The following is a 24,507-nucleotide window of genomic DNA, read 5'->3' as shown; positions in this document are numbered from 1 at the left end:
GATCACGGGCGGATAGTACGCATGATCGGGTTTTGCAGGGAGATCAGGGTTTCAGTGGACTGAATTTCATCGATTGTTTGGATCTTGTTGATAAGTACCTGCTGGAGGGCGTCAATGGATCGGCACATGACCTTTATAAAGATGCTGTAGTGCCCGGTGGTGTAGTACGCCTCAGTGACTTCATCCAGCGCGTTCAGTTTCTCCAGCGCGGAGGGGTAATCTTTGGCGCTTTTCAGAATAATGCCAATGAAGCAGCAGACGTCGTAGCCGAGTTGCTTCGGGCTGACATCAATGCGTGCGCCGGTGATGATCCCGGCCTGCTTCATTTTCTCTACGCGAACGTGAATGGTCCCCGGGCTGACGCCAAATTGTTTAGCCAGTTCGGCATACGCGGTGCGTGCGTTGGCCATGAGCGCTTCCAGAATGCCGCGGTCCAGATTGTCGATCTGATAATTTTCCATAGGTTTTTCTTATGAAGATTAATGATTCCTTCTATTCTAGCGTCTTATTTTAACGAATCAAAAGTGAAGGAGGCTTTTTGTTGATGGGTTATTGAATTAAGCGCCTGTTCTGTTGCTTAATCAGTATCAACAGGACGCAGGAGTATAAATAATGAAAACCGCTTACATCGCAAAACAACGCCAGATCAGTTTCGTTAAATCCCATTTTTCTCGCCAGCTGGAAGAGAAGCTTGGCCTTATTGAAGTTCAGGCGCCGATTCTGAGCCGCGTGGGTGACGGGACGCAGGATAACTTGTCTGGTTGCGAAAAAGCGGTACAGGTAAAAGTGAAAACACTGCCAGACGCTCAGTTCGAAGTGGTTCATTCCCTGGCGAAGTGGAAGCGTCAAACCCTGGGACAACACGACTTCAGCGCGGGCGAAGGGCTTTACACGCATATGAAAGCCCTTCGCCCCGATGAAGACCGCCTCTCCCCCATTCACTCTGTCTACGTTGACCAGTGGGACTGGGAGCGCGTAATGGGTGACGGCGAGCGCCACGTTGGCACGCTGAAGTCTACCGTTGAGGCGATCTACGCCGGGATCAAAGCGACCGAAGCGGCCGTAAGCAAAGAGTTTGGTCTGGCACCGTTCCTGCCGGAAACGATCCACTTTGTTCACAGTCAGGAGTTGCTGAGCCGTTTCCCGGATCTGGATGCCAAAGGCCGTGAACGCGCGATTGCCAAAGAGCTTGGCGCGGTATTCCTGATCGGCATTGGCGGAAAATTGTCTGATGGTAAACGTCACGACGTCCGTGCGCCGGATTACGATGACTGGAGCACAGTGGGCGAAAGCGAATATGCTGGTCTGAACGGCGATATTCTGGTCTGGAACCCGGTTCTGGAAGATGCGTTTGAACTCTCTTCAATGGGGATCCGCGTGGATGCTGAAGCACTGAAGCGTCAGCTGGCCGTGACCGGTGATGAGGATCGTCTGCAACTGGAATGGCACCAGGCGCTGCTGCGCGGTGAAATGCCGCAGACCATCGGCGGTGGTATTGGCCAGTCTCGTCTGACCATGCTGCTGTTGCAACTGTCCCATATCGGTCAGGTGCAGTGTGGGGTCTGGCCGCAGCAGGTACGTGAGAGCGTCGGTTCTCTTCTTTAATTAACGTCGCCAGCGTCTGAGCAGGCGGCTACGCAACCCGGTATCAAAGCGCCAGATATGATCGAAGATGCGCATGATGCCGGGTTTTCCATGTGCAGACATCGCCACGGCATGGAAACGGTGCTGGTGCACGCGCTGCATCTCCTTCACTTTATTCACGACCTCGTCCGGCAGCCGCTGGGCAATAAAATCGGAAATCACCACCGCATCCGCGTCGTACCAGTCACCGCCCTGCATGCGCTCAATGATACTGCGAAAACAGCTGGCCAGATCGGTGCCGCCGCGAAAGCGCTGGCTTAAAAAGCGGATCGCCTGCTCCAGCCCCTGCGGGCTGGTCAGTTCATACCCCACCACTTCGCTGGAAAAGAGCATGATGTAGCAGCGACGACGATCGGCGAGCGCCACGCGCATCAGGGCCAGGCAGAACGCTTTTGCGCACTGTTCATTAAAGCCCCCCATCGATCCGGACGTATCGACGCAAACAATGAATGGGCCGCGCGGTTGCTCATCAAAATCCTGGTGCACCACCGGACGCTGGCTGATCTTCTCGCGCCAGGCTTCGCCATGCAGTCGATAGGTAATGAGCTGTTTTTCCACCAGCCGACGATAAAACTCATACTCCAGTTCGGTCATTCCCAGCGTGCTGAGTTCCGTAGGCAGCAGACGCAGGATGTCATCGCTTTGCTGTAACCCGTCCACCTGCTCCGGTACGGTGGAGGGCTCGCGTACCAGCGTTCGGAAGGTCTCCATCGGCGCATCTTTCTTTGGGACCGACCGGGCCTCCCGGGAGCGGCCGAGCTGTTCTGCGAGCTTCATCAGCTCCGGCTGTTGCGCCAGAAAGTCGCCGTACTTCACGATCAGCTGATAATCGCCCCGCTTTAACTGGCCGGCACTCATATCCCAGAGTCGACCAGCGGCGTTTTCATTCTCCACCAGCACCTGTTCTAACTGGCCGCTCAGGGTCATTCGCTCCTGGACCTCACTGAGCAACTGTTCGCGCTCTTCGTCCAGCAACTGCTGATTGAGGGCCGTGGCCTGGACCACAAGGCTCAGTCGCCAGCGCTGTAAAAACAGCGTATGCAGGGCGGGAGTGAAGCTGGGGTTGTCCGTGACCAGCGCTCTGGCCTGGCTGGCAAACGGGGAGTGAACGTTATCAAGCAGCGTCAGAGTTTGCTGTAGCTGGGCAATAAACTGCGGCGTTGAAAGCCGCTGGCACTGCTGGTAACCAGCCACTTCCTCTGTCAGTTCCGGCGGGACTTCCGTCTCCTTAAACCGCTGGCGCAGGTTATCGCGCCAGCGGGGAAGATCGTCCGTCATTGCTTTTCGGAGCTTCGGGAATTTTTCAAAGAAGGCCGCCAGCTGCGGTGAAGCGAGCAGGGTAATGACGACCTCTTCGATCAACCCTTCCTCGCTAACCGCCAGCATGACGTTAAGCGTGTCCAGCGTTAGCATTGACGAGCCTGTTTGATCTGCGCGCTGACATCCTGCAAGCTGGCTTCAATGCGACCTAACCAGTCGCTATGGATAAAGAGGCATTTCTGCTGCTCGCTGAAGCGGGTGTGCTGCTGATGCCATTCGTTATCCAGCGCGTCGAGCTGCTGTTTGATCTCCTCCGGCACAGTGTCGGAGGCCGTGCCCGGCAGAGCCAGGCGCGATCCCTGAAGGCTGACGTCGCGGATCACAAGGTGCTGGCTGCTGTCGACTTCCATTGACAACGGCTGTGCAAAGCCGATACCGTTGAGTTTACCGCGGATCTCACCGCCCTTATCCAGCCACTGAACCAGCGCAACGCGTTCGATAGTCACATGCACAACCTGCATATCATGAAGCTTCAGCGGCTGCTGAAGAAGAAGCGTTAGCGAGGCGTCAGTCAGCCCGGCTGGCAGTTCGTAGTGCGGTTTACGGGCAAACATCCCGCCAAGACGGTTCACCTTCAGCGCGGTTTTGTCACTTTGCTGCTGCTGGAGCTGAAGGCGACGTTGAGCAATCGCCCCCAGTTGATTAAGCATGGATTGCTGACCCCACGCGTGTCCGGTCATCAAAACGTCCAGCTGCTGCTGCATCAGATTCATCCCTTCTGCGTCATGCCACAGGCAGTCTTTCAGCAGGATCAGATCGATGGGAGCGACAGCATCGCGACCGCTAAACAGCGCGCTTGCCTGGAGCAGACGAATGGCTTTTTTCCAGCGACGATCGGAGACGTACGGCGCGGAGGGCAGTAAATCAAGCTGCTGGCGCAGCATGAAGATCAGCTCAAAAACGGGATCGGGCAGTTTTATCTTGCCGATCTCCTCCTGCCATTGGTGGTATTCCTCGTCCGTGACCTGCAATGACGCTGCCACCGGATTTTCGTTTTCATCCTGCTGGCTTACCAGCATAGAACGGAAGTTTGATTTATCCTGGACTTTATCCAGCCACAGGCGGATCAACATACGGTCATACAGCGCTTCCAGGCTGCTGTCGGCTTCGGGCAATTCGTTTGACGCGGCCACCAGCAGGCGCATGGGGATCTTCTCTTCGCTGGCGCCGTTGCGGAATCGGCGTTCGTTAATTGCCGTCAGCAGGGTATTCAGAATGGCCGGGCCGGCTTTCCAGATCTCATCAAGAAAGACGATTTCCGCTTCCGGGAGATAGCCCGCCGTCAGACGTTCATAGCGTCCCTCATCTTTTAGCGCCTGAATGGAGAGTGGGCCGAAAACCTCTTCCGGCGTGGAGAAGCGCGTCATCAAATACTCGAATGCGCGCGCGTTCTGGAAAGCGAATTTGAGGCGGCGTGCGATCAGACTTTTGGCAATGCCCGGCGGCCCCAGCAGAAACACGCTTTCCCCGCTCAGCGCCGCCAGTAAACAGAGACGAATGGCGTGGCTACGCTCGTAAAGGCCTTTTTCCAGCGCACTGCTAAGGCGGGAAATTCTTTCTGCTAATAAATGTGAGTGAGCCATAATAGTTTTGCATCCTTTCGCCGTCGTGGCGGCTAATTGAAGCGAGTATAGACGTTTCGGTCTGGCCTGGTAATAGGCTGAAGTGCGGCGCTATTTTCTTTGCGCTACATTAATGTGGCTGCATTTAGGGGTACGATTTTGCATTGAATCGTGCATACTGTGCGCTTTTTGTGGGCCAAGGGACTAAGCACACATTTGTTATTCAAACGAAAAGACTAGTCTATGAGCACTGATAATAAGCAATCATTACCCGCAGTAACGCTTGCGGCGATCGGGGTTGTCTACGGTGATATCGGCACCAGCCCGCTTTATACGCTTCGTGAATGTCTGTCCGGTCAGTTTGGTTTTGGTGTAGAGCGTGACGCCGTATTTGGTTTCCTCTCGCTCATCTTCTGGCTGCTGATCCTGGTGGTCTCCCTTAAATATCTCTCTTTCGTTATGCGGGCTGATAACGCGGGCGAGGGCGGTATTCTGACCCTGATGTCCCTTGCCGGGCGCAATACGTCTGCAAGAATGACCTCCGTGCTGGTCATCATTGGCCTGATTGGCGGCAGCTTCTTCTATGGAGAAGTCGTGATTACGCCGGCGATTTCGGTAATGTCGGCCATAGAGGGGCTGGAGATTGTCGCGCCACAGCTTGATACTTGGGTGGTGCCACTCGCTATTATCGTGCTGACGTTGCTGTTTGCTATACAAAAACACGGTACCGGGCTGGTGGGTAAGCTGTTCGCGCCTATTATGCTGGCCTGGTTCCTGATCCTGGCGGCGCTGGGCTTACGCAGTATTATCGCCAACCCGGATGTCCTGCACGCGCTGAACCCATTGTGGGCGGTGCATTTCTTCCTGGAATATAAAGTGGTGTCGTTTGTGGCGCTGGGCGCGGTGGTACTTTCCATTACCGGTGTTGAAGCGCTGTATGCGGATATGGGCCACTTCGGGAAACTCCCTATTCGCGTCGCATGGTTTAGCGTGGTCTTGCCTTCACTGGTGCTGAATTACTTCGGTCAGGGCGCGCTGCTGCTTGCACACCCTGAAGCGATTAAAAACCCGTTCTTCCTGCTGGCGCCGGACTGGGCGCTGGTTCCGATGCTGATCCTGGCTACGCTGGCGACGGTCATTGCCTCTCAGGCTGTCATTTCCGGCGTATTCTCCCTGACGCGTCAGGCCGTGCGGTTGGGTTATCTCTCCCCAATGCGCATTATCCATACCTCAGAGATGGAGTCTGGCCAGATCTACATTCCGTTCGTCAACTGGCTGCTCTACTTCGCGGTGGTGATTGTCATCGTCAGCTTTGAGCACTCCAGTAATCTGGCGGCGGCGTACGGTATCGCGGTAACCGGAACGATGGTGTTGACCTCTATTCTCTCCACCACCGTGGCGTACCGTAACTGGCACTGGAATAAGTTCCTCGTGGGGCTGATCCTGGTTGGCTTCCTCTGTATCGACGTGCCGCTGTTTTCTGCGAATCTCGACAAGATTGTCTCCGGTGGCTGGCTGCCGCTGACGCTGGGTCTGGTGATGTTTATTGTGATGACGACGTGGAAGAGCGAACGTTTCCGCCTGCTGCGTCGTATGCATGAGCACGGTAACTCTCTGGAGGCCATGATCGCCTCGCTGGAGAAATCCCCACCGGTGCGCGTGCCGGGCACGGCGGTGTATATGTCTCGCGCGCTGAACGTAATCCCGTTTGCGCTGATGCATAACCTCAAGCACAACAAAGTGCTGCACGAGCGCGTGATCCTGCTGACGCTGCGTACTGAAGATGCGCCGTACGTTCACAACGTGCGTCGCGTACAGATTGAACAGCTGTCGCCAACCTTCTGGCGCGTGGTGGCAAGCTACGGCTGGCGCGAAACGCCGAACGTGGAAGAGGTGTTCCACCGCTGCGGTCTGGAAGGCCTGAGTTGCCGCATGATGGAGACGTCGTTCTTTATGTCCCACGAGTCGCTGATCATCGGCAAGCGCCCATGGTATCTGCGCCTGCGCGGCAAGCTGTATCTCATTCTGCAACGTAACGCCCTGCGTGCGCCTGACCAGTTTGAGATCCCGCCTAATCGCGTGATTGAGCTGGGCACGCAGGTCGAGATTTAAGACTCCGTGCGGGCTGATGCCCTCACCCCGCCCCTCTCCCACAGGGAGAGGGCGCAACCATAAAAAACGGTAACCTGACGGTTACCGTTTTGCATTTACCTCCTCTGCATTTCACTTAGCGAAACGTTTCGACGTTGATCACAAATCCGTTACGTCATGATGGTTTTCTGAACACTTCTGCGGCTACACTATTTTTAGCGAAACGTTTCGCTAGTGGAGCAAAAAATGAAGAAAGGCACAGTACTCAACTCAGAAATCTCATCGGTGATTTCCCGTCTTGGGCATACCGATACGCTGGTGGTTTGCGATGCAGGCTTACCGGTTCCGCGCAGCACAACCCGTATCGATATGGCGTTAACGCAGGGCGTGCCCTCGTTCATGCAGGTACTGGAAGTGGTCACCGCGGAGATGCAGGTTGAGGCGGCCATTCTCGCGGCGGAAATCAAACAACATAATCCGCAACTCCACGAAACGTTGCTCAGCCACATTGAGCAACTGCAACAGCACCAGGGAAACACCATAGAAATTCGTTACACAACGCACGAGCAGTTCAAACAACAAACCGCAGACAGTCAGGCGGTGATTCGCAGCGGGGAGTGTTCCCCGTATGCGAATATCATTCTCTGTGCTGGCGTCACCTTCTGAGGCCATCATGGACGCATTACTGCAACTCAAAGGGATCGATAAATCGTTCCCGGGCGTAAAAGCCCTCTCCGGCGCGGCGCTGAACGTCTATTCCGGGCGCGTCATGGCGCTGGTGGGCGAAAACGGCGCCGGCAAATCCACCATGATGAAAGTGCTGACCGGTATCTACCAACGCGATGCCGGTTCGCTGCTGTGGCTGGGTAAAGAGACCACCTTCAACGGCCCGAAATCCTCTCAGGAAGCGGGCATCGGCATCATCCACCAGGAGCTGAACCTGATCCCGCAGCTCACCATTGCGGAGAACATCTTCCTCGGTCGTGAGTTTGTGAACCGGTTTGGCAAAATCGACTGGAAAACCATGTATGCTGAAGCGGACAAACTGCTGGCGAAGCTGAATCTGCGCTTTAAGAGCGACCGACTGGTGGGCGACCTTTCCATCGGCGATCAGCAGATGGTGGAAATCGCGAAGGTGCTGAGCTTCGAGTCGAAGGTCATCATTATGGATGAACCGACCGACGCCCTGACCGATACCGAAACCGAATCCTTGTTCCGCGTGATCCGTGAGCTGAAATCCCAGGGCCGCGGCATTGTCTATATCTCACACCGCATGAAAGAGATCTTCGAAATCTGCGACGACGTCACCGTCTTTCGCGACGGGCAGTTTATTGCCGAGCGCGAAGTAGCAACCCTGACCGAAGATTCGCTGATCGAAATGATGGTGGGACGTAAGCTCGAAGATCAGTATCCACATCTGGAGAAAGCGCCGGGTGAGATCCGCCTGAAGGTGGATAACCTCTGCGGACCGGGCGTGAATGACGTCTCCTTTACCCTGCGCAAGGGCGAGATCCTTGGCGTCGCGGGCCTGATGGGGGCGGGGCGTACTGAACTGATGAAAGTGCTCTATGGCGCACTGCCGCGCACCAGCGGCTACGTTACCCTTGACGGTCATGAAGTGGTCACCCGCTCGCCGCAGGACGGGCTGGCGAATGGCATCGTCTATATCTCTGAAGACCGTAAGCGCGACGGCTTAGTGCTGGGCATGTCGGTAAAAGAGAACATGTCCCTGACTGCGCTAGGCTATTTCAGCCGCAGCGGCGGCAGCCTGAAACACAAAGATGAGCAGCAGGCGGTCAGCGATTTTATCCGTCTCTTTAACGTTAAAACCCCATCGATGGAGCAGGCGATTGGCCTGTTGTCCGGCGGTAATCAGCAGAAAGTGGCGATTGCCCGCGGGTTGATGACGCGCCCGAAAGTACTGATCCTCGATGAGCCCACCCGCGGCGTGGACGTGGGCGCGAAAAAAGAGATCTATCAGCTGATTAACCAGTTCAAGGCCGACGGTCTGAGCATCATTCTGGTCTCTTCCGAGATGCCAGAAGTATTAGGCATGAGCGATCGCATTATCGTCATGCATGAAGGGCATCTCGGCGGTGAATTCACTCGCGAGCAGGCCACCCAGGAAGTTCTGATGGCTGCCGCTGTGGGCAAGCTTAATCGCGTGAATCAGGAGTAAGAAGATGACTACCCAGGCTGTTTCTGGTCGCCGCTATTTCACAAAGGCGTGGCTGATGGAACAAAAATCGCTGATTGCCCTGCTGGTGCTGATCGCGATTGTCTCGACCATGAGCCCGAACTTTTTTACCGTCAATAACCTGTTCAACATTCTTCAGCAGACCTCTGTCAACGCCATTATGGCGGTGGGGATGACGCTGGTGATTTTGACCTCGGGTATCGATCTGTCCGTCGGTTCCCTGCTGGCCCTCACCGGCGCGATCGCCGCGTCGATTGTCGGTATTGAGGTCAACGCGCTGGTGGCCGTTGCCGCTGCGCTGGCGGCAGGTGCGGCAATTGGCGCCGTAACCGGCGTAATTGTGGCGAAAGGTCGCGTTCAGGCGTTCATCGCCACGCTGGTGATGATGCTGCTGCTGCGCGGTGTGACCATGGTGTACACCAACGGCAGCCCGATTAATACCGGCTTTACCGATAACGCCGATCTGTTTGGCTGGTTCGGTATCGGTCGCCCGCTGGGTGTCCCGACCCCGGTCTGGATCATGGCTATCGTTTTCCTGGCGGCGTGGTACATGCTGCACCATACCCGTCTGGGTCGTTATATCTATGCGCTGGGCGGTAACGAAGCGGCAACGCGCCTGTCCGGTATCAGCGTTAATAAAGTCAAAATTATCGTTTACTCCCTGTGCGGCCTGCTGGCGTCTCTGGCGGGCATCATCGAAGTGGCGCGCCTCTCTTCCGCACAGCCAACGGCGGGTACGGGCTATGAGCTGGATGCCATCGCGGCAGTGGTTCTGGGCGGTACGAGCCTTGCGGGCGGTAAAGGTCGCATTGTTGGGACATTGATCGGCGCACTGATCCTCGGTTTCCTGAATAATGGTTTGAATTTGTTAGGTGTTTCCTCCTATTACCAGATGATCGTTAAGGCAGTGGTGATTTTGCTGGCGGTACTGGTAGACAACAAAAAACAGTAACTGACGACACTACAGGACATCTTAGATATGAACATGAAAAAACTGGCTACCCTGGTTTCTGCTGTCGCGCTGAGCGCAACCGTAAGTGCTAACGCCATGGCGAAGGACACCATCGCGCTGGTTGTCTCTACCCTGAACAACCCGTTCTTCGTCTCCCTGAAGGATGGCGCGCAGAAAGAAGCAGATAAACTGGGCTACAACCTGGTGGTGCTGGATTCTCAGAACAACCCGGCGAAAGAGCTGGCTAACGTTCAGGACTTAACCGTTCGTGGCACCAAAATCCTGCTGATCAACCCAACCGATTCCGACGCGGTCGGTAATGCCGTGAAGATGGCAAACCAGGCGAAGATCCCGGTAATCACCCTTGACCGTCAGGCAACGAAAGGGGATGTGGTCAGCCACATTGCGTCTGATAACGTACTGGGCGGTAAAATCGCCGGCGACTACATCGCGAAGAAAGCCGGTGAAGGCGCGAAAGTGATTGAGTTGCAGGGTATCGCCGGGACTTCCGCGGCCCGTGAACGTGGTGAGGGTTTCCAGCAGGCTGTAGCGGCGCACAAATTCAACGTGCTGGCGAGCCAGCCGGCAGACTTCGACCGTACAAAGGGTCTGAACGTCATGCAGAACCTGCTGACCGCGCATCCTGATGTGCAGGCGGTATTCGCACAGAACGACGAAATGGCGCTCGGTGCGCTGCGTGCGCTCCAGACTGCGGGTAAATCAGATGTGATGGTTGTCGGATTTGACGGCACGCCGGATGGTGAAAAAGCAGTAAATGATGGCAAACTGGCTGCGACCATCGCTCAGCTGCCTGAGCAGATTGGCGCGACTGGCGTGCAAACTGCCGATAAAGTGCTGAAGGGCGAAAAAGTTCAGGCCAAATATCCTGTTGACCTGAAACTGGTCATTAAGCAGTAAAGGCGATTCAGGCAGTCGCTGGCTGCCTGAGGGACACCAAATAAAAGAAAAGTGTGGCATACGCCACCGGGTAATACCGGTGGCGCTCTCAGATGGACACCTCAATACATGAAAACCGCAGGCAACCTCGTCGTCCTTGGCAGTATCAATGCCGATCACATTCTTAACCTTGAAACGTTCCCCACTCCGGGCGAAACCGTCACCGGCAATCAGTATCAGGTGGCGTTCGGCGGTAAGGGCGCAAACCAGGCGGTTGCCGCCGGACGCAGCGGGGCGAATATCGCGTTTATCGCCTGTACGGGTGATGACGATACCGGCGAGCGCGTACGCAAACAGCTCGCAAGCGACAACATCGACATCGCACCCGTCAGCGTGGTTGCAGGGGAATCTACCGGCGTGGCGCTGATTTTCGTCAATGCGGAAGGTGAGAATGTCATCGGTATTCATGCGGGGGCTAATGCCGCGTTAACGACTGAACGCGTCGAAGCGCAGCGTGGAATCATCGCCGGAGCGGAAGCCCTGCTGATGCAGCTGGAGTCACCGGTTGAAAGCGTGCTGGCCGCTGCGAAAATTGCGCATGAAAATCATACCTCTGTCGTACTTAACCCGGCACCTGCCCGTGTATTATCAGACGAGCTGCTGGCGCTGGTGGATATTATCACCCCGAACGAAACCGAAGCGGAAAAGCTGACGGGTATCCGTGTCGAAAATGATGACGATGCAGCGCGTGCCGCGCTTGCGCTGCATGATAAAGGCATCGGCACCGTGATCATCACCCTCGGCAGCCGTGGGGTGTGGGCTAGCGTCAATGGCGAAGGTCGTCGCGTGCCGGGCTTTAAGGTCAAAGCCATTGATACCATCGCCGCAGGAGACACCTTCAACGGTGCGCTGGTAACGGCGCTGCTGGAAGGAAAAGCAATGGATGACGCGATCCGCTTCGCGCATGCCGCCGCTGCGATCGCGGTGACGCGTAAAGGCGCTCAGCCTTCTGTTCCATGGCGTAAAGAGATTGATGAATTCTTAAGTCAGCAGGGGTAACGCTTGGCCACAATGAAAGATGTCGCCCGTATGGCGGGCGTTTCTACCTCGACTGTTTCCCACGTTATCAATAACGATCGCTTCGTCAGCGAGGCGATTCGGGAGAAAGTTGACGCTGCAATTAAAGAACTCAACTATGCGCCGTCTGCGCTGGCCCGCAGCCTGAAGCTCAACCAGACGCGCACCATCGGCATGCTGATCACGGCCAGTACCAACCCTTTTTATTCTGAACTGGTGCGCGGCGTGGAGCGCAGCTGCTTCGAGCGCGGCTACAGCCTGGTGCTGTGCAATACCGAAGGCGATGAGCAGCGCATGAACCGTAACCTGGAAACGCTGATGCAAAAACGCGTCGACGGGCTGCTGCTGCTCTGTACCGAAACGCATCAACCTTCGAAAGAGATCATCCAGCGCTACCCTTCTATTCCCACGGTGATGATGGACTGGGCGCCGTTCGACGGCACCAGCGATCTGATCCAGGATAACTCGCTGCTGGGCGGCGATATGGCGACTCAGCATCTGATCGATAAAGGTCATACCCGCATTGCCTGTATTACCGGCCCGCTGGATAAAACCCCGGCGCGCTTGCGTCTGGAAGGCTATCTTTCGGCCATGGAACGTGCGGGGCTTGCCATTCCTGATGGCTATCGCATCACCGGCGATTTCGAATTTAACGGTGGATTTGAAGCAATGCAGAAACTGCTGGCGCAAGAGCCGCGCCCGCAGGCGGTGTTTATCGGTAATGATGCGATGGCATTCGGAGCTTATCAGGCGCTTTATCAGGCGGGATTACGTGTCCCGGACGACATGGCGATCGTCGGTTACGATGATATCGAACTGGCGCGCTACATGACGCCGCCGCTGACCACCATCCATCAGCCGAAAGATGAACTGGGCGAGCTGGCCATCGATGTGTTGATCCACCGCATGGCCCAGCCCACGCTGCAACAGCAACGTTTGCAGCTTACTCCTGTTCTGATGGAACGCGGTTCGGTTTAGCCTTCTCTTTGTGACGCTCTTTAATCAGGTTCCGGCCGTCTTTTGGTTTTAACAACATAAAGACCACCGCCGATACCACGGTAAGCGCGCCCATGGTGATAAAGGTATAGTGGAACTGCTCAACGGTATTTGTACCGTCAAACCCTTCATAAAACCGCAGTACCGCCGCGCTCACGGCAACCCCGAGGCTGATCGACAGCTGTTGAGTGACCGCCAGTACGCTGTTGCCGCTGCTGGCATTCTCGTCGGTGAGGTCCGCAAGGGTGATGGTGTTCATCGACGTAAACTGCGTCGACATGGCCATACCCAGCACAAACAGCGGCAGGATCAGCATCCAGATTGGTAACGCCGCAGATTGCAGAGAGAACTGCGCAATCATCAATCCGATAAAGATCGTCACGCCAACCAGCGTCTTACGATAGCCAAACCAGCGCAGCACCTGCGTGACCGTCGATTTTGCCAGAATCGAGCCCATCGCCGTGGGCGCCATCATGCAGCCAGCAATCAGGGCCGGATAGCCGAAACCGACCTGGAGCATCAGCGGCATCAGGAACGGTACGCAGCCCGTGCCCAGACGTGAGGCAATGTTGCCCGCAATCCCGACGGAGAACGTTCGGGTGTTAAACAGAGATAAAGAGATAAGCGGTGTCGGATGGCGACGCGCATGACGTATATATAGAAGGAACAGCAGAATACCGCTGAGGATGACGGCCAGCGCCAGCCACGTCGCTACGATTTTCTCGCCAAACAGCTCCATCCCGCTGGAGAACAGGACCAGGCTCAGGCCAAACAGAAAGAAGCCGCCCATATCGAAGCTGCGTCTTGGCGTGGTGAAGTTCGGCATATATTTGCGAGCATAAATCAGCCCTGCCACACCAATCGGAATATTAATCAGGAAGATCCAGTGCCAGCTTGCCCAGGTCACCAGGACGCCGCCGAGAACCGGGCCAAGTATCGGGCCGACCAGCCCCGGCATAGTCACAAAGTTGAGCACCGGGAGCAGTTCGCTGCGCGGATAGGCGCGCAATAACGCCAGACGCGCGACGGGCATCATCATCGCGCCGCCTATCCCCTGTAGAACGCGGAAGATAACCAGTTCCATCAGAGAGGTGGAGAGGGCGCAAGCCAGAGAACCGAGGGTGAACAACGTCACCGCCAGCATGAATACTTTACGCGTGCCGAAACGATCGGCCAGCCAGCCGCTGACCGGAATAAGCATCGCCACCGTCAGGGTGTAGCTGATGATGGCGGATTGCATCGCCAGCGGGGAGCGGTTAAGGCTTTGGGCTATGGCGGGAAGGGCGGTATTGAGGATAGTGGCATCAAGTGCCTGCATAAAGAACGCCATGGCTGCAATCCACGGCAATCCGGCCATACTGCGTGCTTTTTTCTCTGTCATTTATTTACCTGCTGGTGGGTTGGCGCGGCCAGCAACGCCTGGCACGCACTCAGGGCTCGCTGCCCGTCGCTCTCCTGAATGGCATCGACTATCGCCTGATGCAGATCCAGCTTCACCACCTCATCCTGTGTGATAGAGGTAAAGTAAGTGTGGTACACAGAATGGAATAAAGAAGCAAAGGAGGTCAGGAAAGGATTTCCGCTCATATTATAGATATGTTCATGCCAGGCCATATCGACCGCTATCCAGCGCTCGCGGTTAAAGTGCTTTTTCAGATCCACCATCTCTTCCATCAAAGTATTGAGCTGCGCTTTTTGCTCTGCTGTGCCGAGCGTGGCGGCAAGCAGACAGGCCTGAGGTTCAAGACTGCTGCGCATGACCAGAAAGTGATCGACGACCTGATTAAAGTTATCTTCGGTCATCCACCAGGTGAGCAACTCCTGATCGAGAAAGTTCCAGTTTCCCTGAGGCATAACGCGGGTGCCAATGCGCGGGCGTGGAAGCACCATCCCTTTCGCCGTTAATGTTTTTACCGCTTCGCGAACGGCTGTACGGCTAACGCCAAACTGATCTCCCAGCTCCATCTCGCTGGGCAGGATGCTACCTGGAGCATATTTACCCGCTAAGATCAGCTGCGCCAGTTTCTCTGCCAGCACATAGGACAGGTTTTTTTGAGCTGCCAGCTGTTGTGCGCTTAATGGCATCGCTTTTATTCCTTAGATATTGATGCGGCTAATTATGCCATCTCAGGTGTGATTGTGGTTGCAGATACATCAAATAGAACAATTTGTAGCTGGATCTCATCGCTTTTGGTGAAAAAAAACACGGTCAGAAATTTTTTTTAAATTTCCTCTTGTCACTTCAGAAGAACTCCCTATAATGCGCCTCCACTGACACGGAACAACGGCACACACGCCGCCGGGTCAGCAGAGAAAAGCAAAACAAACGCTTGACTCTGAAGCGGGGAAGCGTAATATGCACACCCCGCGCCGCAGCGAAAACGAAGCGGCACTGCTCTTTAACAATTTATCAGACAATCTGTGTGGGCACTCAAAGTGACATGGATTCTTAACGTCCTCGGACACTAAATGAATACCAAGTCTCAACGAGTGAACACGTAATTCATTACGAAGTTTAATTCATTGAGCATCAAACTTTTAAATTGAAGAGTTTGATCATGGCTCAGATTGAACGCTGGCGGCAGGCCTAACACATGCAAGTCGAACGGTAACAGGAAGCAGCTTGCTGCTTCGCTGACGAGTGGCGGACGGGTGAGTAATGTCTGGGAAACTGCCTGATGGAGGGGGATAACTACTGGAAACGGTAGCTAATACCGCATAACGTCGCAAGACCAAAGAGGGGGACCTTCGGGCCTCTTGCCATCGGATGTGCCCAGATGGGATTAGCTAGTAGGTGGGGTAACGGCTCACCTAGGCGACGATCCCTAGCTGGTCTGAGAGGATGACCAGCCACACTGGAACTGAGACACGGTCCAGACTCCTACGGGAGGCAGCAGTGGGGAATATTGCACAATGGGCGCAAGCCTGATGCAGCCATGCCGCGTGTATGAAGAAGGCCTTCGGGTTGTAAAGTACTTTCAGCGGGGAGGAAGGCGATAAGGTTAATAACCTTGTCGATTGACGTTACCCGCAGAAGAAGCACCGGCTAACTCCGTGCCAGCAGCCGCGGTAATACGGAGGGTGCAAGCGTTAATCGGAATTACTGGGCGTAAAGCGCACGCAGGCGGTCTGTCAAGTCGGATGTGAAATCCCCGGGCTCAACCTGGGAACTGCATTCGAAACTGGCAGGCTAGAGTCTTGTAGAGGGGGGTAGAATTCCAGGTGTAGCGGTGAAATGCGTAGAGATCTGGAGGAATACCGGTGGCGAAGGCGGCCCCCTGGACAAAGACTGACGCTCAGGTGCGAAAGCGTGGGGAGCAAACAGGATTAGATACCCTGGTAGTCCACGCCGTAAACGATGTCGACTTGGAGGTTGTGCCCTTGAGGCGTGGCTTCCGGAGCTAACGCGTTAAGTCGACCGCCTGGGGAGTACGGCCGCAAGGTTAAAACTCAAATGAATTGACGGGGGCCCGCACAAGCGGTGGAGCATGTGGTTTAATTCGATGCAACGCGAAGAACCTTACCTACTCTTGACATCCAGAGAACTTAGCAGAGATGCTTTGGTGCCTTCGGGAACTCTGAGACAGGTGCTGCATGGCTGTCGTCAGCTCGTGTTGTGAAATGTTGGGTTAAGTCCCGCAACGAGCGCAACCCTTATCCTTTGTTGCCAGCGGTTAGGCCGGGAACTCAAAGGAGACTGCCAGTGATAAACTGGAGGAAGGTGGGGATGACGTCAAGTCATCATGGCCCTTACGAGTAGGGCTACACACGTGCTACAATGGCGCATACAAAGAGAAGCGACCTCGCGAGAGCAAGCGGACCTCATAAAGTGCGTCGTAGTCCGGATTGGAGTCTGCAACTCGACTCCATGAAGTCGGAATCGCTAGTAATCGTGGATCAGAATGCCACGGTGAATACGTTCCCGGGCCTTGTACACACCGCCCGTCACACCATGGGAGTGGGTTGCAAAAGAAGTAGGTAGCTTAACCTTCGGGAGGGCGCTTACCACTTTGTGATTCATGACTGGGGTGAAGTCGTAACAAGGTAACCGTAGGGGAACCTGCGGTTGGATCACCTCCTTACCTTAAAGAACCTGCCTTTGTAGTGCTCACACAGATTGTCTGATGAAAAGTAAATAGCAAGGCGTCTTGCGATTGAGACTGTACGTCCCCTTCGTCTAGAGGCCCAGGACACCGCCCTTTCACGGCGGTAACAGGGGTTCGAATCCCCTAGGGGACGCCACTTGCTGGTTCGTGAGTGAAAGTCACCTGCCGTCATATCTCAAAACTGACTTGCGAGTCATGTTTGAGATATTTGCTCTTTAAAAATCTGGATCAAGCTGAAAATTGAAACGACACACAGCTCATGTGTGTTCGAGTCTCTCAAATTTTCGCAATCGGAAGTGAAACATCTTCGGGTTGTGAGGTTAAGCGACTAAGCGTACACGGTGGATGCCCTGGCAGTCAGAGGCGATGAAGGACGTGCTAATCTGCGAAAAGCGACGGCGAGGTGATATGAACCTTTGACCCGTCGATGTCCGAATGGGGAAACCCAGTGTGTTTCGACACACTATCGTTAACTGAATACATAGGTTAACGAGGCGAACCGGGGGAACTGAAACATCTAAGTACCCCGAGGAAAAGAAATCAACCGAGATTCCCCCAGTAGCGGCGAGCGAACGGGGAGCAGCCCGGAGTCTGAATCAGCTTGTGTGTTAGTGGAACGGTCTGGAAAGTCCGACGGTACAGGGTGATAGTCCCGTACACGAAAATGCACATGCTGTGAACTCGAAGAGTAGGGCGGGACACGTGGTATCCTGTCTGAATATGGGGGGACCATCCTCCAAGGCTAAATACTCCTGACTGACCGATAGTGAACCAGTACCGTGAGGGAAAGGCGAAAAGAACCCCGGCGAGGGGAGTGAAAAAGAACCTGAAACCGTGTACGTACAAGCAGTGGGAGCACCTTCGGGTGTGACTGCGTACCTTTTGTATAATGGGTCAGCGACTTATATTCTGTAGCAAGGTTAACCGTATAGGGGAGCCGAAGGGAAACCGAGTCTTAACTGGGCGTTAAGTTGCAGGGTATAGACCCGAAACCCGGTGATCTAGCCATGGGCAGGTTGAAGGTTGGGTAACACTAACTGGAGGACCGAACCGACTAATGTTGAAAAATTAGCGGATGACCTGTGGCTGGGGGTGAAAGGCCAATCAAACCGGGAGATAGCTGGTTCTCCCCGAAAGCTATTTAGGTAGCGCCTCGTGAACTCATCTTCGGGGGTAGAGCACTGTTTCGGCTAGGGGGCCATCCCGGCTTACCAACCCGATGCAAACTACGAATACCGAAGAATGTTATCACGGGAGACACACGGCGGGTGCTAACGTCCGTCGTGAAGAGGGAAACAACCCAGACCGCCAGCTAAGGTCCCAAAGTCATGGTTAAGTGGGAAACGATGTGGGAAGGCACAGACAGCCAGGATGTTGGCTTAGAAGCAGCCATCATTTAAAGAAAGCGTAATAGCTCACTGGTCGAGTCGGCCTGCGCGGAAGATGTAACGGGGCTAAACCATGCACCGAAGCTGCGGCAGCGACACTATGTGTTGTTGGGTAGGGGAGCGTTCTGTAAGCCGTTGAAGGTGTGCTGTGAGGCATGCTGGAGGTATCAGAAGTGCGAATGCTGACATAAGTAACGATAAAGCGGGTGAAAAGCCCGCTCGCCGGAAGACCAAGGGTTCCTGTCCAACGTTAATCGGGGCAGGGTGAGTCGACCCCTAAGGCGAGGCCGAAAGGCGTAGTCGATGGGAAACAGGTTAATATTCCTGTACTTGGTGTTACTGCGAAGGGGGGACGGAGAAGGCTATGTCAGCCGGGCGACGGTTGTCCCGGTTTAAGCATGTAGGCGGAGGTTCCAGGTAAATCCGGTACCTTGTTAACGCTGAGGTGTGATGACGAGGCACTACGGTGCTGAAGTGATAAATGCCCTGCTTCCAGGAAAAGCCTCTAAGCATCAGGTAACACGAAATCGTACCCCAAACCGACACAGGTGGTCAGGTAGAGAATACCAAGGCGCTTGAGAGAACTCGGGTGAAGGAACTAGGCAAAATGGTGCCGTAACTTCGGGAGAAGGCACGCTGATATGTAGGTGAAGTCCCTGCGGACGGAGCTGAAATCAGTCGAAGATACCAGCTGGCTGCAACTGTTTATTAAAAACACAGCACTGTGCAAACACGAAAGTGGACGTATACGGTGTGACGCCTGCCCGGTGCCGGAAGGTTAATTGATGGGGTTAGCGGCAACGCGAAGCTCTTGATCGAAGCCCCGGTAAACGGCGGCCGTAACTATAACGGTCCTAAGGTAGCGAAATTCCTTGTCGGGTAAGTTCCGACCTGCACGAATGGCGTAATGATGGCCAGGCTGTCTCCACCCGAGACTCAGTGAAATTGAACTCGCTGTGAAGATGCAGTGTACCCGCGGCAAGACGGAAAGACCCCGTGAACCTTTACTATAGCTTGACACTGAACACTGGTCCTTGATGTGTAGGATAGGTGGGAGGCTTTGAAGCGTGGACGCCAGTCTGCGTGGAGCCGTCCTTGAAATACCACCCTTTAATGGCTGGTGTTCTAACGTAGACCCGTGATCCGGGTTGCGGACAGTGTCTGGTGGGTAGTTTGACTGGGGCGGTCTCCTCCCAAAGAGTAACGGAGGAGCACGAAGGTTGGCTAATCCTGGTCGGACATCAGGAGGTTAGTGCAATGGCATAAGCCAGCTTGACTGCGAGCGTGACGGCGCGAGCAGGTGCGAAAGCAGGTCATAGTGATCCGGTGGTTCTGAATGGAAGGGCCATCGCTCAACGGATAAAAGGTACTCCGGGGATAACAGGCTGATACCGCCCAAGAGTTCATATCGACGGCGGTGTTTGGCACCTCGATGTCGGCTCATCACATCCTGGGGCTGAAGTAGGTCCCAAGGGTATGGCTGTTCGCCATTTAAAGTGGTACGCGAGCTGGGTTTAGAACGTCGTGAGACAGTTCGGTCCCTATCTGCCGTGGGCGCTGGAGAATTGAGGGGGGCTGCTCCTAGTACGAGAGGACCGGAGTGGACGCATCACTGGTGTTCGGGTTGTCATGCCAATGGCACTGCCCGGTAGCTAAATGCGGAAGAGATAAGTGCTGAAAGCATCTAAGCACGAAACTTGCCCCGAGATGAGTTCTCCCTGAGACTTTAAGTCTCCTGAAGGAACGTTGAAGACGACGACGTTGATAGGTCGGGTGTGTAAGCGCAGCGATGCGTTGAGCTAACCGATACTAATGAACCGTGAGGCTTAACCTTACAACGCCGAAGCTGTTTTGGCGAAGAGACAGACACGATTTTCAGCCTGATACAGATTAAACAGAATTTGCCTGGCGGCTTTAGCGCGGTGGTCCCACCTGACCCCATGCCGAACTCAGAAGTGAAACGCCGTAGCGCCGATGGTAGTGTGGGGTCTCCCCATGTGAGAGTAGGGAACTGCCAGGCATCAAACAAGTGAAGAGGCCATCCGCAAGGATGGCCTTTTTGCGTTTGTTTGCTGAAAAACGGCAGGCCTTAAGAAGCCGTCACCCGGCAGATTTCAGACTGCACACCACGCCGAAATAAACGCTGCAATCCCCTCCACATTATTCAAATCCAGAACCGGTACTTTCAGCGTCAACGCAACGTCACTGGCCACGGCAATCACATGTTCATCCAGCGTTAACTCACTTACGTCATGTCCGGCATCGCTTCTGAATAGCAGGATCTTCGCAACAGCCTCATGCTTAAACCCCTCAACCAGCACCAGATCCAGCGTGGAGTGATCCATCCGGCTGACAAGATAAGCGAGATCCAGCGGTGCTTCATCCGGTGTTTCTGTCATTAACGCCCAGCGCTGGTTACTCGCCACCATCGTTTGTGCAGCGCCAGCCTTACGCAGCTCATAGCTATCTTTCCCCGGTTTATCGACATCCATGTTATGGTGCGTATGCTTAATCAATCCGGGACGAATGCCTTTGGCGCAAAGTGCAGGTATCAGTTTTTTTAGCAGCGAAGTTTTCCCGGTGCCACTCCAGGCTGAGATCGCTAATACGGGTATCATTTTCTCTCCTGCATCATCTGCAAATCTTCCGTCGTGTTTACATTCACAAACGCCGATTTCATGTCGCTGAAATCAACGGAATGCCCTCCGGACTGGCGCATAAATACCATGACGCGTCGCTCTCCTGCGGCCAGGTAATCTTCCAGCGCGGATATTAACGAGCGATTAATCAATGCGATCGTTGGATGGTCGCGTTCACCGTCGTGTACCCAGACGACGGGAGCACCACCGCGCCGCTGCACCAGACGTTCAACCAGACAGGACGGGATGAAGGGCGTATCACATGAACAAAAGAGAAACCACTCTCCGTACGACTGCTGCATAACAGAAAGCATTCCCGCCAGCGGACCGGGGTAGTCCATCAGGTTATCCTGATAAACCGGATACCCGCTGCGCTGATAAATATCAACATGTCGGTTAGCGCTGATCGCCATCGATGACACCTGATCTGCAAGCGTATCAGCAACATGCTGCCATAATGGTGTGTTGTTCAGGAGCTGAAGTCCCTTATCCTTTCCACCCATTCGCGTTGCCCTGCCCCCGGCCAGAACAACCCCGATGATTTCCTGGCATTGATTCACGAATATCGCCTCTTTTATTGTGGGATTGACCCTGCTAACGTGTCTCTCTAAATGAAAGGAGCACTACCATGAAATGTAAACGTCTTAATGAAGTCATTGAGCTTCTCCAGCCGGCCTGGCAAAAAGAGCCAGAGCTGAATCTGATGCAATTTTTACAGAAACTGGCGAAAGAGTCAGGTTTTGATGGCGAACTGGCGGACCTTTCTGACGACATCCTGATCTACCACCTGAAAATGCGTGACTCGGCTAAAGATGCTGTTATTCCTGGCATTCAGAAAGATTATGAAGAGGATTTTAAAACCGCATTACTGCGCGCCCGAGGCGTAATTAAAGAGTAAAAGCTTGTAAGCGGAGCCACCGAAATCGCCACAAGATGATATCCTGAATCATTCGTATAATTTCCGGATGATCGGATGAACGACCAGGCTTTTACTTTCCAGACACTACACCCGGATACCATTATGGATGCGCTGTTCGAGCAGGGTATTCGGGTGGATTCCGGGTTAACCGCTTTAAACAGCTACGAAAACCGTGTCTACCAATTTCAGGACGAAGAGCGCCAGCGCTTTGTCGTAAAGTTTTACCGTCCACAGCGCTGGTCCGCAGAACAAATTCAGGAAGAACATCAGTTTGCCCACGATCTACTGGATGATGATGTTCCCGTTGCGGCACCGATTAAATTCAATAACCAAACGCTGCTGACCCATCAGGGCTTTTACTACGCGGTATTTCCGAGCCTGGGCGGAAGACAGTTTGAGGCAGATAATATCGATCAGATGGAATGGGTTGCCCGCTATCTGGGGCGCATTCATCAGACGGGACGTAAAAAACCGTTTGTTGCCCGTCCGACGATTGGTGTTCAGGAATATCTTATTGAGCCGCGACAGGTATTCGAAACATCGGCGCTGATCCCGAATGCACTAAAGGATAATTTCCTCACGGCGACCGATAAGCTTATTGATGCTGTAAAAGCCTGCTGGCGGGATGATATTACTACTCTGCGCCTGCACGGTGACTGCCACGCCGGGAATATTCTCTGGCGCGATGGGCCGCTATTTGTCGATCTTGATGACGCACGTATGGGACCCGCGGTGCAGGATCTATGGATGCTACTCAACGGTGATAAAGCCGAGCAGCGCATGCAGCTTGAGACCATAATTGAAGCTTATGAAGAATTTATCCCCTTTAATTCAGACGAAATTGCCTTGATAGAGCCTTTACGTGCGATGCGATTTGTTTATTATCTCGCGTGGTTAATCAGGCGTTGGGAAGACCCGGCTTTTCCCCGAAATTTCCCCTGGCTTACCGGGGAGGATTACTGGCGCAACCAGATATCCACATTTACCGAGCAGGTTAAGGTTCTACAGGAACCCCCTTTGCAATTAACGCCGATGTATTAATTGGACACACCCAGGAGAGAGTTGATCATGAAAAAAATTTGGCTGGCGCTGGCTGGTATGATTCTGGCATTTAGCGCAACTGCTGCGCAGTTTACCGACGGCAAGCAGTACATTACGCTAGACAAGCCTGTTGCTGGCGAGCCTCAGGTGCTGGAGTTCTTCTCCTTCTACTGCCCGCACTGCTACGAGTTTGAGCAGGTACTTCATGTTTCTGACAACGTGAAGAAAAAGCTGCCGGAAGGCACCAAAATGACGAAATACCACGTTGAGTTCCTTGGCCCACTGGGCAAAGATCTGACTCAGGCATGGGCGGTCGCGATTGCGCTGGGTGTGGAAGATAAGATCACCGCGCCTATGTTTGAAGCCGTACAGAAAACCCAGACCGTACAAACTACGGCAGATATCCGTAAAGTGTTCGTAGATGCCGGTGTGAAAGGTGAAGACTACGACGCTGCCTGGAACAGTTTTGTGGTGAAATCTCTCGTGGCACAGCAGGAAAAAGCTGCCGCTGACTTCCAGTTGCAGGGCGTGCCGGCGATGTATGTTAACGGCAAATACCAGGTGAATATGCGTGGTATGGACACGACCAGCATGGATATCTTCGTACAACAGTACGCTGATACCGTGAAATACCTGGTTGAGAAAAAGTAACAACCATAAAGAAAAACGCCGGTCACTGACCGGCGTTTTTGTATGAAGATTTAATCTTCGCTATCTGCTCGTCTTTCTCTTTCCAGAGTGTATTAAGCCAAAGCTGGAAACGACGTTTGAAGTTTTTATCGTTGACGTAATCCCCGTGCAGTTCAGTATTGACGGGCACCAGATCAACGCGGACAACGATACGCGTCAGCCTGCCGCTGAGCATGTCGTAGAATGGCGTCCTGTCGTTTTCCGGATAGCAGAGCGTTACGTTCAACAATTTATCGAACTGCTCACCCAGCACGTTGAGCGCCATTGCGATGCCCGCAGCCTTTGGCGGCAACAGGTTCTGATAAGGAGAGCGAGTTTGCTGGCGCTTCTCTTCGGTAAAGCGCGATCCTTCGACGAAGTTAACAATGGTGGTGGGATGCGCGCGAAACTTCTCGCAAGAACGGCGCGTGGTTTCCACGTCCTTACCGCGGCGTTCCGGATGACGAATCAAATAGCTGCGTGAATAGCGTTTCATAAACGGCATATCCAGCGCCCAGCAGGCCAGACCAATGAAAGGCACCCAGGCCAGCTGCTGTTTCAGAAAGTATTTATTCATCGGAATGTGTTTGCGAAACAGTACGCACAATACAACAATGTCGGCCCAGCTGTGGTGATTGCAGATCAGCAGATACCAGTTCTTTTTGTTCAGCTTCTCCAGACCCTGAACGTCCCACTTCAGCCAGGGGTTCAGATGCAGCAGGATCGCCAGGCCTTCACACCAGCAGTACATCATAAAATTACAAAAAGCAGACACCGCGCGCCATACCGGAGGGACAGGCAGCAGGAGCTTAATTATTCCGGCAACGATGATTGGCACAGAACAGGCGATAGTAACCAGAATAGTTAAAATGACGCTTAACAATAATGTTATCGCAGCGAGTATTCTCGACATGATGAATTTTTTCAGATAGTTAGCTGTAATTGAGCAGCCGGCTATCCGGTGCTGGGCACCGATCTTATCAGAAATTCGCTCAGACCAGGGCGCTTT

The 24,507-nt window shown here is 54.1% G+C and carries 19 protein-coding genes, 1 tRNA gene and 3 rRNA genes; 15 read left to right on the top strand and 8 right to left on the bottom strand.

From position 1 onward, the window contains the following. Positions 1-2: 2 nt before the first annotated feature. The gene (gene asnC / locus BFV63_RS22075; RefSeq protein ID WP_003862383.1) at positions 3-461 is read right to left on the bottom strand and encodes a transcriptional regulator AsnC; all 459 of its coding nucleotides are present in this window, start codon (positions 459-461) and stop codon (positions 3-5) included. Between the two features lie 151 nt (positions 462-612). Between asnC and asnA the strand changes: the two genes are divergently transcribed. Next, positions 613-1,605, top strand: a complete 993-nt coding sequence (gene asnA / locus BFV63_RS22070) for an aspartate--ammonia ligase (RefSeq protein WP_003862385.1) — start codon at positions 613-615, stop codon at positions 1,603-1,605. On the opposite strand, the gene viaA is transcribed toward asnA, so the two are convergent. Both viaA and ravA read right to left on the bottom strand, forming a co-directional pair. Beyond that, a complete protein-coding gene (viaA, locus tag BFV63_RS22065; protein ID WP_023315068.1) occupies positions 1,606-3,057 on the bottom strand; it encodes an ATPase RavA stimulator ViaA in 1,452 nt (483 codons plus the stop codon). It abuts the gene before it with no gap. Then, positions 3,051-4,547 (bottom strand): ATPase RavA, encoded by a 1,497-nt coding sequence (gene ravA, locus BFV63_RS22060; protein ID WP_003862389.1) that lies wholly within the window; start codon positions 4,545-4,547, stop codon positions 3,051-3,053. The genes viaA and ravA overlap by 7 nt, the downstream gene beginning before the upstream one ends. 222 nt (positions 4,548-4,769) lie before the next feature. Between ravA and kup the strand changes: the two genes are divergently transcribed. The 7 genes from kup to rbsR all read left to right on the top strand — a co-directional run bounded on the left by kup (position 4,770) and on the right by rbsR (position 12,718). Next, positions 4,770-6,638, top strand: coding sequence for a low affinity potassium transporter Kup (gene kup, locus BFV63_RS22055; RefSeq protein WP_003862390.1), 1,869 nt, complete (start codon positions 4,770-4,772; stop codon positions 6,636-6,638). 225 nt (positions 6,639-6,863) lie between these two features. After that, positions 6,864-7,283, top strand: coding sequence for a D-ribose pyranase (gene rbsD, locus BFV63_RS22050; protein WP_003862392.1), 420 nt, complete (start codon positions 6,864-6,866; stop codon positions 7,281-7,283). Positions 7,284-7,290: 7 nt separating this feature from the next. Then, positions 7,291-8,796, top strand: a complete 1,506-nt coding sequence (rbsA, locus tag BFV63_RS22045; protein ID WP_003862393.1) for a ribose ABC transporter ATP-binding protein RbsA — start codon at positions 7,291-7,293, stop codon at positions 8,794-8,796. A gap of 4 nt (positions 8,797-8,800) precedes the next feature. Continuing rightward, the gene (gene rbsC, locus BFV63_RS22040) at positions 8,801-9,766 is read left to right on the top strand and encodes a ribose ABC transporter permease (RefSeq protein WP_003862395.1); all 966 of its coding nucleotides are present in this window, start codon (positions 8,801-8,803) and stop codon (positions 9,764-9,766) included. Between the two features lie 27 nt (positions 9,767-9,793). Beyond that, on the top strand, positions 9,794-10,684 hold the full coding sequence (rbsB, locus tag BFV63_RS22035; protein ID WP_003862397.1) for a ribose ABC transporter substrate-binding protein RbsB: 891 nt from the start codon (positions 9,794-9,796) through the stop codon (positions 10,682-10,684). Positions 10,685-10,792: 108 nt separating this feature from the next. Beyond that, positions 10,793-11,722, top strand: a complete 930-nt coding sequence (gene rbsK / locus BFV63_RS22030; RefSeq protein ID WP_003862399.1) for a ribokinase — start codon at positions 10,793-10,795, stop codon at positions 11,720-11,722. Positions 11,723-11,725: 3 nt separating this feature from the next. Next, positions 11,726-12,718, top strand: coding sequence for a ribose operon transcriptional repressor RbsR (rbsR, locus tag BFV63_RS22025; protein ID WP_003862402.1), 993 nt, complete (start codon positions 11,726-11,728; stop codon positions 12,716-12,718). Here the strand turns inward: rbsR and mdtD are convergent. After that, the gene (gene mdtD / locus BFV63_RS22020; protein ID WP_022652092.1) at positions 12,684-14,117 is read right to left on the bottom strand and encodes a multidrug transporter subunit MdtD; all 1,434 of its coding nucleotides are present in this window, start codon (positions 14,115-14,117) and stop codon (positions 12,684-12,686) included. The two genes, rbsR and mdtD, sit on opposite strands and share 35 nt — an antisense overlap. Beyond that, entirely contained in the window at positions 14,114-14,821 is a 708-nt protein-coding gene (locus BFV63_RS22015) for a FadR/GntR family transcriptional regulator (protein ID WP_003862405.1), read from the bottom strand. Before BFV63_RS22015 ends, mdtD begins: the two co-directional genes overlap by 4 nt. 455 nt (positions 14,822-15,276) lie before the next feature. Between BFV63_RS22015 and BFV63_RS22010 the strand changes: the two genes are divergently transcribed. The 4 genes from BFV63_RS22010 to rrf all read left to right on the top strand — a co-directional run bounded on the left by BFV63_RS22010 (position 15,277) and on the right by rrf (position 20,250). After that, positions 15,277-16,818: ribosomal RNA gene (locus BFV63_RS22010) — 16S ribosomal RNA — on the top strand. 84 nt (positions 16,819-16,902) lie between these two features. Further along, positions 16,903-16,978, top strand: a tRNA-Glu gene (locus BFV63_RS22005). Positions 16,979-17,160: 182 nt separating this feature from the next. Continuing rightward, a 23S ribosomal RNA gene (locus tag BFV63_RS22000) occupies positions 17,161-20,064 on the top strand. 70 nt (positions 20,065-20,134) lie between these two features. Further along, positions 20,135-20,250 (top strand): 5S ribosomal RNA (gene rrf, locus BFV63_RS21995). The 16S, 23S and 5S rRNA genes sit together here with 1 tRNA gene alongside, the layout of an rRNA operon. Before the next feature lie 94 nt (positions 20,251-20,344). Here the strand turns inward: rrf and mobB are convergent. Together mobB and mobA are read right to left on the bottom strand one after the other, a co-directional pair. Continuing rightward, positions 20,345-20,848, bottom strand: a complete 504-nt coding sequence (gene mobB / locus BFV63_RS21990; RefSeq protein ID WP_003861899.1) for a molybdopterin-guanine dinucleotide biosynthesis protein MobB — start codon at positions 20,846-20,848, stop codon at positions 20,345-20,347. Beyond that, positions 20,845-21,429 (bottom strand): molybdenum cofactor guanylyltransferase MobA, encoded by a 585-nt coding sequence (gene mobA / locus BFV63_RS21985; RefSeq protein WP_003861901.1) that lies wholly within the window; start codon positions 21,427-21,429, stop codon positions 20,845-20,847. Before mobA ends, mobB begins: the two co-directional genes overlap by 4 nt. A 68-nt stretch (positions 21,430-21,497) precedes the next feature. On the opposite strand from mobA, the gene BFV63_RS21980 reads away from it, so the two are divergent. The 3 genes from BFV63_RS21980 (at position 21,498) to dsbA (ending at position 23,480) form a co-directional block, all read left to right on the top strand. Then, entirely contained in the window at positions 21,498-21,767 is a 270-nt protein-coding gene (locus BFV63_RS21980; protein WP_003861904.1) for a YihD family protein, read from the top strand. A 75-nt stretch (positions 21,768-21,842) separates the two neighbouring features. Further along, positions 21,843-22,829 carry a serine/threonine protein kinase gene (locus BFV63_RS21975; protein ID WP_003861905.1) on the top strand — a complete coding sequence of 329 codons (987 nt, stop codon included), beginning with the start codon at positions 21,843-21,845 and terminating at the stop codon, positions 22,827-22,829. 27 nt (positions 22,830-22,856) lie between these two features. After that, positions 22,857-23,480: a thiol:disulfide interchange protein DsbA gene (gene dsbA / locus BFV63_RS21970; protein ID WP_003861908.1), complete on the top strand. Its 624-nt coding sequence runs from the start codon at positions 22,857-22,859 to the stop codon at positions 23,478-23,480. A gap of 22 nt (positions 23,481-23,502) precedes the next feature. Here the strand turns inward: dsbA and BFV63_RS21965 are convergent, their stop codons facing one another. Continuing rightward, positions 23,503-24,411, bottom strand: coding sequence for a 1-acylglycerol-3-phosphate O-acyltransferase, YihG family (locus tag BFV63_RS21965; protein ID WP_003861910.1), 909 nt, complete (start codon positions 24,409-24,411; stop codon positions 23,503-23,505). Between the last annotated feature and the right edge of the window lie 96 nt (positions 24,412-24,507).

The organism is Enterobacter hormaechei subsp. xiangfangensis, from assembly GCF_001729785.1.
Lineage (GTDB): Bacteria > Pseudomonadota > Gammaproteobacteria > Enterobacterales > Enterobacteriaceae > Enterobacter > Enterobacter hormaechei_C.
Note: the sequence above shows the minus strand (reverse complement) of the source record. Positions and strands in the feature narration are given on the sequence as shown.